The following is a 13446-nucleotide window of genomic DNA, read 5'->3' on the forward strand; positions in this document are numbered from 1 at the left end:
CGACCCACCAATGTAAAAAGGCGCCCTAAAGGCGCCTTTTTGCTATGCGCGGAACTTAACGATTCGACAAAATTGTCGGGAACAATTTTGAACAACGCAGCGGCGTTGGCCCGCAGGGCGAGTCTCAGGATGAGACGAGTGTCTCTGCAGCAGGTTCGGGTCGAACGCAGTGAGACAACGGAGCCGCTTGCGGCGACGGCCCGAAGGGCGAGGCGAAGCCGAGTCATCCTGCACGACCCACCAATGTAAAAAGGCGCCCTAAAGGCGCCTTTTTGCTATCTGCCCGCCCATCAATTTCCACAATATTGTATGCAGCGCTTTCCCACGCTCGCGCTGCGCTTACCACGCCTGCACAGGGCGCGAACCGGTAGCCCGGACAGCGACGCAGCATCGTCCCCTGGAACAGGCGCTGATGTACAAAATTCATCACGACTTTTGGCGCGTAATCGGCTATCTTGTTTAGCATATAAAACACCATGACCGTATCATGGCGCGGGCAGGCCATACTAACGGTCTTAGAGTTAAGCCAGTAAAACGAGATTGCATGATGAGCGTAATGTTTGATCCTGAAACGGCGATTTATCCCTTCCCACCGAAACCGCAGCCGCTGACCGTCGATGAAAAGCAGTTTTACCGCGAAAAAATCAAGCGTCTGCTGCGCGAGCGCGATGCCGTGATGGTGGCGCATTACTACACCGATCCTGAAATTCAGCAGCTGGCTGAAGAGACCGGCGGCTGTATTGCCGACTCGCTGGAGATGGCGCGCTTTGGCGCCCGCCATTCGGCCTCCACGCTGCTGGTCGCCGGGGTGCGTTTTATGGGGGAAACCGCCAAAATCCTCAGCCCGGAAAAGACCATTCTGATGCCGACCCTGAACGCCGAGTGTTCCCTGGATCTGGGCTGTCCGATTGAGGAGTTCAACGCCTTTTGCGACGCTCATCCTGACCGCACTGTGGTGGTCTATGCCAATACGTCTGCCGCGGTGAAGGCTCGCGCCGACTGGGTGGTGACCTCCAGCATCGCCGTGGAACTCATTGACCATCTGGATAGCCTTGGTCAAAAAATCCTCTGGGCGCCGGACCGCCATCTTGGCCGTTACGTTCAGCGTCAGACCGGCGCAGATGTGCTCTGCTGGCAGGGGGCGTGCATCGTGCACGACGAGTTTAAAACCCAGGCGTTGATGCGGATGAAGGCTCTGCATCCCGAAGCCGCTGTGCTGGTCCATCCCGAGTCGCCGCAGGCGATCGTCGAGATGGCCGATGCCGTAGGCTCCACCAGCCAGCTGATCGCGGCGGCGAAAAGCCTGCCCCAGCGCCAGCTGATCGTGGCGACCGATCGCGGTATCTTTTATAAAATGCAGCAGGCGGTGCCGGAGAAAACGCTGCTGGAAGCGCCCACCGCCGGTGAAGGGGCGACCTGCCGCAGCTGCGCGCATTGTCCGTGGATGGCGATGAACGGCCTGAAAGCCATTGCCGAGGGTCTCGAGCAGGGCGGCGCTGAACATGAAATCCACGTCGACGAAGCGCTGCGGACTGGCGCATTAATTCCCCTTAACCGGATGCTGGATTTTGCGGCTACACTACGGGGATAACCTATTGCCGCGTCATCTGGCGCTGAGAGGATAAAATGGATTTTTTTAGCACGCAGAATATTTTAGTACATATACCCATCGGCGCCGGGGGATACGATCTCTCCTGGATAGAGGCCGTGGGGACCATCGCCGGGCTGTTGTGCATCTGGCTGGCGAGCCTGGAGAAGATCAGTAACTATGTCTTCGGTCTGGTCAACGTCACGCTGTTCGCCATCATCTTCTTTCAGATCCAGCTGTACGCCAGCCTGTTGCTGCAGCTGTTCTTCTTTGCCGCTAACGTTTACGGCTGGTATGCCTGGTCGCGGCAAAGCAGCAACCATGAGGCTGAGCTGCAGATCCGCTGGCTACCGCGCAGTAAAGCCCTGGGCTGGCTGGCGGCCTGCGTGGTGGCGATCGGCTTGCTGACCCTGTTTATCAATCCTTTTTTTGCTTTCCTGACGCGGATCGCGGTCAGCCTGATGCAAGTGCTCGGTTTGCAGGTCACTATGCCGGAACTGCAGCCGGACGCCTTCCCGTTCTGGGACTCCTGTATGACGGTGCTGTCGGTAGTGGCGATGATCTTAATGACCCGCAAATACGTTGAAAACTGGCTGCTGTGGGTCATCGTCAACGTCATCAGCGTGGTGATTTTTGCCCGTCAGGGCGTCTATGCGATGTCGCTGGAATATCTCTTGCTGACGTTCATTGCGCTGAACGGCAGCCGGATGTGGATAAACAGCGCGCGTGAGCGAGGTTCTCACGCGTTTTCTGGCTAATGGTGGTGGTGATGATCGTGCCCGGCGTGCATCGTGTTGAGATGGCACTCCGGGCCGCTGCAGGGCTGGTACTCCATCTGTACCGTGGCATGCTCAATTTCATATTTATGTTCCAGGAAATGCAGGATACGGTTGAGTAACGCATCATGATCGTGCGGCGGCACAACCTGCACATGCAGCGTCATCACCGGTTTTTCCCCCACCAGCCAGACGTGGACGTGGTGAACATCGCGCACCTCCGGGATAGAGCGGCGGATATCCCGCTGCAGGGCCGTCACATCCAGCGAACGCGGCGCGCCTTCCAGCAGCTCATTCAGACTCTCCTTCAGCAGACGCCAGGCGCTACGTAACACCAGGCAGGAAACCAGCACGGAAAGGATCGGGTCGACGGGTGTCCAGCCGGTGGTGAGGATCACCACGGCGGCCACAATCGCGCCAACCGAGCCCAGCAGATCGCCGAGCACGTGTAGCGCCGCGGCGCGCACGTTGAGGTTCCGCTCTTCGCTGCCACGATGCAGGATCCAGAAAGCCAGCACGTTGGCCAGCAGGCCAGCGACCGCAATCACCATCATCGTCACGCCGGCAACCGGCTGCGGGTGCTGGAAGCGCTGAATGGCCTCCCAGACAATCAGCATGGTGATCACCACCAGAGCAATGGCATTGAGAAACGCCGCCAGGGTGGTCAAACGCAGCCAGCCAAAGGTATGGCGGGCATTCGGGGGACGGCTGGCGAAGCGAACCGCCAGCAGCGCAAACAGCAGGGCGGCGGAGTCGGTGAGCATATGGCCGGCATCCGCCAGCAGGGCCAACGAGCCGGAGATCGCGCCGCCGATTGCTTCTACCAGCATAAAACCGGCGGTGACGATGAACGCCCAGAGCAGCCGGCGGGCGTTGCCGTTATCCGGAGCCTGGGCAGGGGAGTGCGAATGCGAGTGCGCCATAGTGTCGTCCCTTGATAGTTATCATTATCACGCTATGACATCATAAACAGAGAACGATAACAAACAGAGAAAAGGCGAGCCCGGCTCGCCTTTTCTCTGTTTGCACTCACCGCATCAATTATTGGGTGGTGCCGTCGGTTTTGCTGTTGTCATGGTTCATGCTGTCGCCGTTGTCCAGCTTCTTACCGGTGTCCGGACAGCGGCCGTCTTTACACATCGAGTTTTTATGGACCTCATCGCTCGACATATTGTCCTGGCTCATCGTCGAGCCGTCAGGATGAAGCATGGTGCCGCCAGTGCCAGTGCCAGTGCCAGAGCCAGAATTGATTTGGCTATTATCGACGTTATTCGGCGCCACGTTTTCACGGGCGTCCGGCGCCACCTGACCGGCATCAGCGGAAGAGTTGGCCTGGCCATTGTTGGACTGGGCGCCGGTGTCTGCCGCCAGGGCCGCGCCGCTGGCAAGACCTAAGGTGGCGGTGAGCAAAAGGGTCGTCAGTTTTTTCATGTTCATCGGATACTCCTGTTGGGTCGGGAAGCGGTAACTACGCCTCCAGCGGTAAGTGTGCCAGGGATCTGACTCGCTATGGTTAAAGACTCCGCAGACGATCGCAGTGTCACTATATAATCCTGAAACGTAAGACTTAATTAGCTTTAACAGTTAAATATTGTAGTTCATGAGTCTGGTTTCGCTACTTTATGGCGTATTTTTGCCTATTTCCAGGATTATTCCATCACTACTGTAAAATCACGTTTACACTATTTCAGCGAAGAGATAGATTGGAGGGATTGCATTTCATTGAATAAGTATGGCAACGCTGGAAAGAAGATGAATTATCAGAACGACGATTTACGCATTAAAGAGATCAACGAATTATTACCTCCCGTTGCGCTCCTGGAAAAATTCCCTGCTACCGAAAATGCTGCAAACACCGTTGCACATGCTCGCAAAGCGATCCACCAGATCCTCAAAGGTGATGATGACCGCCTGCTGGTGGTGATTGGGCCCTGTTCTATTCACGACCCGGCGGCAGCGAAAGAGTACGCTTCCCGTCTGCTGACCCTGCGCGAGGCGCTGAAGGGCGAGCTCGAGATCGTCATGCGCGTCTATTTTGAGAAACCGCGCACTACCGTCGGCTGGAAAGGGCTTATCAACGATCCCCATATGGATAACAGCTTCCGCATCAACGACGGGTTGCGCATTGCGCGCAAACTGCTGCTGGATATTAACGACAGCGGCCTGCCGGCGGCGGGGGAATTCCTCGATATGATCACCCCGCAGTATGTCGCCGATCTGATGAGCTGGGGCGCCATCGGGGCGCGCACCACCGAATCCCAGGTGCACCGCGAGCTCGCCTCGGGGCTCTCCTGCCCGGTGGGCTTTAAAAACGGTACCGATGGCACCATCAAGGTGGCTATCGACGCGATTAACGCCGCCGGCGCGCCGCACTGTTTCCTGTCGGTCACCAAGTGGGGCCACTCCGCTATCGTCAATACCAGCGGCAACGGCGACTGCCATATTATTCTGCGCGGCGGCAAAGAGCCGAACTACAGCGCGAAGCACGTGGCGGAGGTGAAAATCGGTCTGGCGAAAGCGGGACTGCCGGACCAGGTGATGATCGACTTCAGCCACGCCAACTCCAGCAAGCAGTTCAAGAAGCAGATGGAAGTAGGCGCCGACGTATGCCAGCAGATTGCCGGCGGCGAGCGCGCCATTATGGGCGTGATGATTGAAAGCCATCTGGTGGAAGGCAACCAGAGCCTCGAGAGCGGTGAACCGCTGACCTACGGCAAGAGCGTTACCGACGCCTGCATCGGCTGGGAGGATACCGAAGCGATCCTGCGTCAGCTGGCGGAAGCGGTGAAAACCCGCCGCGGCTAAGCTACGTTGCGCTCGCGCAGGTCATAAAAAAAGCGTGGAGATTTCCACGCTTTTTTATTTTCACCGGGGGAAATTACTTCGCTTTACCCTGGTTGGCGACGGCAGCCGCTTTCGCCGCGATCTCTTCCGCATTGCCCAGATAGTAATGTTTGATCGGCTTGAAGTTTTCATCGAACTCATACACCAGCGGTACGCCGGTCGGGATGTTCAGTTCGAGGATCTCGTCTTCGCCCATGTTGTCGAGGTATTTAACCAGCGCGCGCAGGGAGTTACCGTGAGCGGCGATGATCACGCGCTCACCGCTTTTCAGGCGCGGCAGAATGGTTTCGTTCCAGTAAGGCACGACGCGGTCGATGGTCAGCGCCAGGCTTTCAGTGGTCGGCAGTTCCGCGTCGGTCAGTTTTGCATAGCGCGGATCGTGGCCCGGGTAGCGCTCGTCGTCTTTGGTCAGCTCCGGCGGAGTAACGGCGAAGCCGCGACGCCACTGTTTAACCTGCTCGTCACCGTATTTCTCAGCAGTTTCCGCTTTGTTCAGGCCCTGCAGCGCGCCGTAATGACGCTCGTTCAGCTTCCAGGATTTCTCAACCGGCAGCCAGGCCTGATCCAGTTCGTCCAGCACGTTCCACAGGGTGTGGATGGCACGTTTCAGCACGGAGGTATAAGCAAAATCAAAGCTGAAGCCTTCAGCCTTCAGCAGTTTACCTGCTGCTTTCGCTTCGCTAACGCCTTTCTCGGACAGATCAACGTCGTACCAACCGGTGAAGCGGTTTTCGTTGTTCCACTGGCTTTCGCCATGACGAACCAGTACCAGCTTAGTTACAGCCATTCTCTTACTCCTCTCTACACGCCATCCCTCGCGCCGCGAACGGTGCGCTGAATATGTTGGTGTATGTGTTATTGATTGATAACTATTCTCATTATATTGCCGTGATTTGGCTCACGGCAATGCTTATCCCTAACCATAGCGAAAATAGTGGCTCAGTGTAAGGTGCTTGTAAAACACAGGTTATTTTTTTGTCCTTTGATGATGGAAAATAGAGCAGGATGCTGAAAAAAGAGGCAGGAGAGAAGAGGGCGGGGACGAAACTCAGCGCCCCCCGGCGGAGGGCGCTGGCGATTAGCGGGCGATAAACTGATATTCCGTCAGGCTGACGTACTCCTGGCCTGGACGTAACACACAGTCCGGCTGCGGCCATTCTGGATGATTCGGCGAATCCGGCAGGAATTCGCTCTCCAGCGCCAGCCCCTGCCAGTCGGCGTAGGGTTCCGTCGTCTGCGACGGGGTGCCGCCGAGATAGTTGCCGGAATAAAACTGTAGCGCCGGAGCGGAGGTATAGACCGTCATCTGCAGCTTACCGTCCTGCGACCAGACCTGCGCCGCAGGTTGACTGGCGTCGCCTCTGGCGTCCAGCAGGAAGGCATGGTCATAACCCTTCACCTTTTGCTGATCGGCATCCGCGAGGAAGTCGGCGGCGATGGTTTTCGGCTGGCGGAAATCAAAGCTGGTGCCGGCGACGTCTTTGAGTCCGCCGCCCGGGATACCATCGCTTTCCACCGGCAAATAGCGATGGGCGAGGATCTGCAGCTGGTGCTGGCGCACGTCGCCCTGGTCACCGTCGAGGTTGAAATAGACGTGATTGGTCATGTTCACCGGGCAGGGTTGGTCCACGGTGGCGCGATAGGTAATCACGATGCGGTTATCGTCGGTCAGACGATAGTGCGCGGTGGCCTGCAGAGTGCCCGGAAAGCCTTGATCGCCATCGGGCGAGGTCAGGGCGAACAGCGCTTCCTGCTCGTCAGCGCGGACGATGCGCCAGCGGCGTTTATCAAACCCTTCCGGGCCGCCGTGAAGCTGGTGGCCCGCGTCGTTTGACGGCGTGACGGTGACGAGCTGGCCGTCAAGCGGGAAGCGGCTATTGCCGATACGGTTGGCGTAGCGGCCTACCGAGGCGCCAAGAAACGCGGACTGGTGGGCATAGTCTTCCAGCTTTGCGCAGCCCAGCAGCGGATGGCGCACGCTGCCATCGGCCAGCGGCACCTCGGCGCTGAGCAGCGTCGCGCCCCAGTCCGCCACGGTGACGGTCATCCCCGCCTTATTGCGCAGGGTTACCTGCTGCCATGGCTGGCCGTCCGGCGCCAGCGCGGTAGTTTGCGTTACCATTGACCAGCCCCCTGTGACGGTTTGCAGACATAAAACGTCTCTTTAATTCCGGTTTTCGCTTCATACTCGTTGGCAACGGCCTGCTGAACGGTATCGACCAGATCTTCCGGGACCAGCGCTACCACACAGCCGCCAAAACCGCCGCCGGTCATGCGCACGCCGCCCTTATCGCCGATTGTCGCCTTGACGATCTCCACCAGGGTGTCGATCTGCGGGACGGTGATCTCGAAATCATCGCGCATCGAGGCGTGGGATTCGGCCATCAGCTCGCCCATCCGCTTCAGGTCGCCTTTTTCAAGGGCGCTGGCGGCTTCCACGGTGCGGGCATTCTCCGTCAGCACATGACGTACCCGCTTCGCCACCACCGGATCCAGCTCATGGGCGACAGCGTTGAATTGCTCAAGGGTGACATCGCGCAGAGCGGGCTGCTGGAAGAAGCGCGCGCCGGTCTCGCACTGTTCACGACGGGTGTTGTACTCGCTGCCGACGAGGGTGCGCTTAAAGTTGCTGTTGATGATCACCACCGCCACGCCTTTCGGCATCGAGACGGCTTTGGTGCCCAGCGAGCGGCAGTCGATCAGCAGCGCATGGTCTTTTTTGCCCAGCGCCGAAATCAGCTGATCCATGATCCCGCAGTTGCAGCCGACGAACTGATTTTCCGCCTCCTGGCCGTTGAGGGCGATTTGCGCGCCGTCCAGCGGCAGATGGTAGAGCTGCTGGAACACGGTGCCGACGGCGACCTCCAGCGAGGCTGAGGAGCTTAAGCCTGCGCCCTGCGGCACATTGCCGCTGATCACCAGATCTGCGCCGCCGAAGTGGCTGTTCCGCTGTTGCAGATGCTTCACCACGCCGCGGACATAGTTCGACCACTGCTGGGTGTCGTGGCTGAGAATCGGCGCGTCGAGAGAGAATTCGTCGGTCTGATTGTCGTAATCGGCGGCAATCACCCGCACGGTACGATCGTCGCGCGGCGCACAGCTGATCACCGTCTGGTAGTCGATGGCGCAGGGCAGCACAAAGCCGTCGTTGTAATCGGTATGCTCGCCGATCAGGTTGACGCGGCCTGGCGCCTGAATGACATGGCTGGCCGGGTAGCCGAAGGCCTCAGCAAACAGGGTTTGGGTTTTCTCTTTCAGACTCATCATTACACTCCGGATTCACGAAAATGGACGTCGCTGACGGCGCGCAGTCGTTCGGCAGCTTGCTCGGCGGTGAGATCGCGCTGCGTTTCGGCCAGCATTTCGTAGCCAACCATAAACTTGCGGACCGTCGCGGAGCGCAGCAGCGGCGGATAAAAGTGGGCGTGAAGCTGCCAGTGGTTATGGTCTTCATCGTTAAACGGCGCGCCGTGCCAGCCCATGGAGTAGGGGAATGAGCACTGGAACAGGTTGTCGTAACGGCTGGTCAGCTTTTTCAACGCCAGCGCCAGATCGCTGCGCTGGGCGTCGCTTAAATCGGTAATACGCTGCACGGGCGCTTTCGGCAGCAGCAGCGTTTCGAACGGCCACGCGACCCAGTAGGGCACGACCGCCAGCCAGTGATCGGTGTCGATCACCGTGCGGCTGCCGTCGGCCAGTTCGCGCCGGGCATAGTCCAGCAGCATCGGCTGGCCCTGGCTGGCGTAATACGCTTTCTGCAGACGGTCTTCCCGTTCCGCTTCATTAGGCAGGAAGCTGTTGGCCCATACCTGACCGTGCGGGTGTGGGTTGGAGCAGCCCATCGCTGCTCCTTTGTTTTCAAAGACCTGCACCCACGGGTAGCTTTTCCCGAGGTCCGCGGTCTGTTCCTGCCACGCTTTAACCACGCCTTCCAGCGCTTCAAGGCTCAGTTCCGGCAGCGTTTTGCTGTGGTCTGGCGAGAAGCAGATCACCCGACTGGTGCCGCGCGCGCTCTGGCAGCGCATCAGCGGATCGTCACTCTCCGGGGCATCCGGCGTGTCGGTCATCAGGGCCGCAAAGTCGTTGGTAAACACGTAGGTGCCGGTGTAATTCGGATTCGTGTCGCCGGTGACCCGGGTGTTGCCCGGGCACAGGAAACAGTCCGGATCGTGGGCCGGCAAGGTCTGTTTTGCCGGTGTCTCCTGCGCTCCCTGCCAGGGGCGCTTGGCGCGATGCGGAGAAACCAGAATCCACTGCCCGGTTAACGGGTTATAACGACGATGCGGATGGTCAACGGGGTTAAATACGCTCATGAAGGTTCCTTAGTCTGGATAACCCTGCGGATGGCGGGACTGCCAGTTCCAGGTGTCCTGCGCCATTTCGTCCAGGTTGCGCGTCACGCGCCAGTTCAGCTCGCGGTCGGCCTTGGCGGCATCCGCCCAGTAGGCCGGGAGGTCGCCATCGCGGCGCGGCGCGAAATGGTAGTTAATCGGTTTGCCGCAGGCCTTGCTGAAAGCATTGACCACGTCGAGCACGCTGCTGCCGACGCCGGCGCCAAGGTTGTAGATATGGACCCCGGCTTTGTCAGCCAGTTTTTCCATGGCCGCGACGTGGCCGTCGGCAAGGTCCATCACGTGGATATAATCGCGCACGCCGGTGCCATCTTCGGTCGGGTAGTCGTTACCAAACACGGCCAGCGATTCGCGACGGCCAACGGCGACCTGGGCGATATACGGCATCAGGTTATTCGGGATCCCCTGCGGGTCTTCGCCCATGTCGCCCGACGGGTGGGCGCCGACCGGGTTGAAGTAGCGCAGCAGCGCAATGCTCCACTCCGGCTGCGCTTTTTGCAGGTCGGTCAGTATTTGCTCCACCATCAGTTTGCTTTTACCGTAGGGGCTTTGCGGGGTGCCGGTCGGGAAGCTTTCGACATACGGGATTTTCGGCTGGTCGCCGTAGACGGTGGCGGAGGAGCTAAAGATGAAGTTCTTCACGCCCGCGGCGCGCATGGCGGAGACTAATTTCAGTGTGCCGGTGACGTTATTGTCGTAATATTCCAGCGGCTTGGCGACGGACTCCCCGACGGCTTTCAGCCCGGCGAAGTGGATCACCGCTTCAATGGCGTGATCGTGGAGGATCTCGGTCATCAGCGCTTCGTTACGAATATCGCCTTCAATAAAGGTGGCTTCTTTGCCGCCGAGACGCTCAATCACCGGCAGTACGCTGCGCTTGCTGTTGCAGAGATTGTCGAGGATCACCACCTCATGCCCCTGCAGCAGCAGTTGAACGCAGGTATGACTTCCAATGTAACCGCTACCACCTGTAACCAGAACTTTCATGATTCGCTCCATTCGGCTTATCGTGTATGAAGAAGATAGCATATCAAAGAAGTGAAAAGTGTGACACAGAACAAGTTAGTGGAATCGTTTACACTCAGGGGTGAAACGGCATCGCTTAATATATTTTGTTTTAAATACATTTGGTTAGGTGAGTAAGGCGCTATTTTTCTGAAAAATACCAGGGATCTTGCGATCCCCGGCAGGGGGCGTCAGGCCACGGGGCCGAGCTGATAAGTGTAACCGTCTCCACTGGGAACGAACGCCAGGCGATGGGTAATACAGTCCGGGGCATCTTCCGCATGGTGCGAGACAAACAGCAGCTGCGTGGCGCCTTCGCCTATCAGGACGTCGACGAAGCGGCGCACCAGCTGGCGATTGAGGGGATCCAGCCCCTGCAGCGGTTCATCAAGGATCAGCAGGGTTGGATGCTTCACCAGCGCGCGGACGATAAGCGCCAGCCGCTGCTGGCCCCACGACAGGCTGTGAAACGGCGCGTCGGCGGTGCGCTTATCGATGCCGAGAATATCCAGCCATTGCTGCACCAGCTTATGCTGTTTATCCGACACCGCCTGATAAATGCCGATCGAGTCAAAATAGCCCGACAGAATCACGTTGCGGACGTTGGTGCTGACCCGGTAGTCCAGATGCAGGCTGCTGCTGACGTAGCCGATATGCTTTTTAATATCCCAGATGGTCTCGCCGCTGCCGCGCCGACGGCCAAAGAGGGTGAGATCGTTGCTGTAGCCCTGGGGGTGATCGCCGGTGATAAGGCTTAAGAGGGTGGATTTACCCGCGCCGTTGGGGCCGACGATCTGCCAGTGTTCGCCGGGGTTCACGGTCCAGGAGAGGTGGTTGATGACCGGGCGATCGTTGTAGGAGACCACCCCGTCATTGAGGACGATACGCGGCGCCGTCTCCGTCAGCGTATGGCGGGCCGGTGGGGCATCCGGCTCCGGCAGGGTGATACCGTCCAGTTTTTCACTGTGCGCCAGCTGGGCGACCAGCGCCTGCTGCAGCAGAGCGTGCTTCTCGCCGGTCTCGCTGAGGAGGCAATCAGCCAGCACGCCGGCGTATTGCACAAAGTCCGGGATCTCATCGAAACGGTTGAGCACCAGCACCAGGGTGATGCCGGCGCGATGCAGGTCGGCCAGCAGGGCGGCCAGCTGCTGGCGGGAGTTGACGTCGAGGCCGTCGAACGGCTCGTCGAGGATCAGCAGTTGCGGATCGCTCATCAGGGCCTGGCACAGCAGGGTCTTACGCGTTTCGCCAGTGGACAGATACTTAAAGCGGCGGTCCAACAGGGCGCTGATGGCAAACTGTTCGGCAAGCTGCGCGCAGCGGGCCGGATCTTTCACCTCATCCTGAATAATCTCCGCGGTAGTGCGTCCGGTATCTTCTTCTCCGGGGCTGAGCAGGTCGGTGTTATTGCGCTGCCACTCGTCACTGACCAGCTTCTGCAGCTGTTCGAAGGAGAGGCGGGTTACGCGGGAGAAGAGGCTTTCGCGCTGGCCGCTGAGCAGGGTCAGGTCGCCGGCCAGGGCCCGCGCGAGGGCGGACTTGCCGCTGCCGTTGCTGCCGACGAACGCCCAGCTTTCACCCGCCGCCACGCTCAGGTGGTCTATTTTTAAGGTTTTTGTATCGCTCAGGCGAAACGTGCCTTGCGAAATTTGCAATGATGACATGATGTATCCCATTTTTTGCAGCGATGTGCATCAGGGATACGACGTCAGGCGCGCAATGTCAATGGGGTCAGCATAATGTAGCGAGAATGATGCGATCGGCGTTGAAGTACGCGATCGCCTCCGTCCCTTCGGTCAGGCCAGAGGTCTGGGCCTGCGGCAGGGTGGCGCACAGGGTCTGGCCGTCCGCAAGGGTCATCAGCACTTCGCACTGCCCGGAGCCGCATTCGATATGGCTGATGCGACCCGACAGCTGGTTCTCGGCCTGGCGGGCCACCGCCGGGTCGAGGGTGATGCCAACCCAGGGCGCTTTCAACAGGACCAGCACCTCCTGGCCCTCATCGAGCCCCAGCTTTTCAGCGCTTTGGGCGGTAATGGCGACGTTCAGGCGGGTCTGCCCGTCGGCCAGCAGCACCTCGACATGCTGCTGCACCTGCTGGCGATCGCGGCCGGTGATAGTGCCGAACCACTGGTTGCGGGCGCTGGTTTGCAGGGAAAAGCGCGAGATGGCCGCCAGCAGGCTGTCCAGCGGCAGGGCGTCGTCATCGCTGAGCACATCAAACGCTTTCTGCTGGATCTGCGCCAGCAGATCGTACAGTTGGATCAGACGCTGCCCGTAGCGGGTCAGCACCGCGCCGCCGCCGCCTTTGCCGCCGGTGGCGCGATCCACCAGCGGCTGTTCGCTGAGCTGGTTCATCTCGTTGATGGCATCCCACGCGCTTTTATAGCTGATACCCGCGTGCTTCGCCCCCTGGCTTATCGAACCGGTCTGGTCAATCTGTTTGAGCAGGGCGATCCGCCGGGGGTCGGCAAACAGGCGCTGCTGAAGCTTAAGGGTGAGAAGAATTTCGGCCTGCATAATCGTTTCCTGACAAAAAAGCGTATTGTGACCGATAGTCACCCCGTTGCAAAACCTCTCTGCGCGGTTTGTCATTAACCACCGCACAAATGGGGCGTGTTTTTTCGGCTGAAACCGTTACAATCAGGGAATCATACTATCTGGAGTGAACCATGTTAGAGCTTTTGAAAAGTCTGGTTTTTGCGGTCATCATGGTACCGGTGGTGATGGCGGTCATCCTGGGATTGATTTACGGTCTTGGCGAAGTGTTCAACCTCTTCTCCGGCGTCGGCCACAAAGATCGCAGCCAGCAAAATCATTGATTTCCCGGCGCCCGGTTTAACCGGGCGCTGTGCTATTTCCCTCCTGTATCATTTCCCTT

Annotated in this window: 13 protein-coding genes, 1 other RNA gene and 1 pseudogene; 5 read left to right on the forward strand and 10 right to left on the reverse strand. The window is 58.9% G+C overall.

Annotated features, from left to right (window positions below):
* Positions 1–105: 105 nt before the first annotated feature.
* Positions 106–243, forward strand: a non-coding RNA gene (locus ABLV54_RS07790) — RtT sRNA.
* 88 nt (positions 244–331) lie between these two features.
* Here the strand turns inward: ABLV54_RS07790 and ABLV54_RS07795 are convergent.
* A pseudogene (locus ABLV54_RS07795) lies at positions 332–478 on the reverse strand (hypothetical protein); the annotation flags it as partial.
* Between the two features lie 69 nt (positions 479–547).
* Here ABLV54_RS07795 and nadA point away from each other — a divergent pair.
* The gene (gene nadA / locus ABLV54_RS07800; protein WP_023288879.1) at positions 548–1591 is read left to right on the forward strand and encodes a quinolinate synthase NadA; all 1044 of its coding nucleotides are present in this window, start codon (positions 548–550) and stop codon (positions 1589–1591) included.
* Positions 1592–1626: 35 nt separating this feature from the next.
* Positions 1627–2346, forward strand: a complete 720-nt coding sequence (gene pnuC, locus ABLV54_RS07805; RefSeq protein WP_050532973.1) for a nicotinamide riboside transporter PnuC — start codon at positions 1627–1629, stop codon at positions 2344–2346.
* On the opposite strand, the gene zitB is transcribed toward pnuC, so the two are convergent.
* Positions 2343–3287, reverse strand: coding sequence for a CDF family zinc transporter ZitB (gene zitB, locus ABLV54_RS07810; protein WP_032455168.1), 945 nt, complete (start codon positions 3285–3287; stop codon positions 2343–2345). The two genes, pnuC and zitB, sit on opposite strands and share 4 nt — an antisense overlap.
* Positions 3288–3405: 118 nt before the next feature.
* The gene (locus ABLV54_RS07815) at positions 3406–3801 is read right to left on the reverse strand and encodes a YbgS-like family protein (protein ID WP_072413661.1); all 396 of its coding nucleotides are present in this window, start codon (positions 3799–3801) and stop codon (positions 3406–3408) included.
* Between the two features lie 315 nt (positions 3802–4116).
* Here ABLV54_RS07815 and aroG point away from each other — a divergent pair, with 315 nt between their 5' ends.
* Positions 4117–5169: a 3-deoxy-7-phosphoheptulonate synthase AroG gene (gene aroG / locus ABLV54_RS07820; protein WP_050532971.1), complete on the forward strand. Its 1053-nt coding sequence runs from the start codon at positions 4117–4119 to the stop codon at positions 5167–5169.
* Between the two features lie 73 nt (positions 5170–5242).
* Here aroG and gpmA read toward each other — a convergent pair whose 3' ends face one another.
* The 7 genes from gpmA to modE form a co-directional block, all read right to left on the reverse strand.
* Positions 5243–5995 (reverse strand): 2,3-diphosphoglycerate-dependent phosphoglycerate mutase, encoded by a 753-nt coding sequence (gpmA, locus tag ABLV54_RS07825; RefSeq protein WP_002895089.1) that lies wholly within the window; start codon positions 5993–5995, stop codon positions 5243–5245.
* 291 nt (positions 5996–6286) lie between these two features.
* Positions 6287–7330, reverse strand: coding sequence for a galactose-1-epimerase (gene galM / locus ABLV54_RS07830; RefSeq protein ID WP_050532970.1), 1044 nt, complete (start codon positions 7328–7330; stop codon positions 6287–6289).
* Complete coding sequence (galK, locus tag ABLV54_RS07835) at positions 7324–8472, reverse strand: galactokinase (RefSeq protein WP_032455171.1); 1149 nt, start codon at positions 8470–8472, stop codon at positions 7324–7326. The genes galM and galK overlap by 7 nt, the downstream gene beginning before the upstream one ends.
* A 2-nt stretch (positions 8473–8474) precedes the next feature.
* Positions 8475–9521, reverse strand: a complete 1047-nt coding sequence (gene galT / locus ABLV54_RS07840; protein ID WP_050532969.1) for a galactose-1-phosphate uridylyltransferase — start codon at positions 9519–9521, stop codon at positions 8475–8477.
* Between the two features lie 9 nt (positions 9522–9530).
* Entirely contained in the window at positions 9531–10547 is a 1017-nt protein-coding gene (gene galE / locus ABLV54_RS07845) for a UDP-glucose 4-epimerase GalE (RefSeq protein WP_023288886.1), read from the reverse strand.
* 209 nt (positions 10548–10756) lie between these two features.
* A complete protein-coding gene (gene modF, locus ABLV54_RS07850) occupies positions 10757–12229 on the reverse strand; it encodes a molybdate ABC transporter ATP-binding protein ModF (RefSeq protein ID WP_023288887.1) in 1473 nt (490 codons plus the stop codon).
* 67 nt (positions 12230–12296) lie between these two features.
* Positions 12297–13085: a molybdenum-dependent transcriptional regulator gene (gene modE / locus ABLV54_RS07855; protein ID WP_004886029.1), complete on the reverse strand. Its 789-nt coding sequence runs from the start codon at positions 13083–13085 to the stop codon at positions 12297–12299.
* Positions 13086–13237: 152 nt separating this feature from the next.
* Here modE and ABLV54_RS07860 point away from each other — a divergent pair, with 152 nt between their 5' ends.
* On the forward strand, positions 13238–13387 hold the full coding sequence (locus tag ABLV54_RS07860; RefSeq protein ID WP_002895156.1) for an AcrZ family multidrug efflux pump-associated protein: 150 nt from the start codon (positions 13238–13240) through the stop codon (positions 13385–13387).
* Positions 13388–13446 lie beyond the last annotated feature (59 nt).

Origin of the sequence: Klebsiella sp. JB_Kp042, assembly GCF_040065275.1 — a bacterium.
GTDB classification, from domain to species: Bacteria; Pseudomonadota; Gammaproteobacteria; order Enterobacterales; family Enterobacteriaceae; genus Klebsiella; species Klebsiella quasipneumoniae.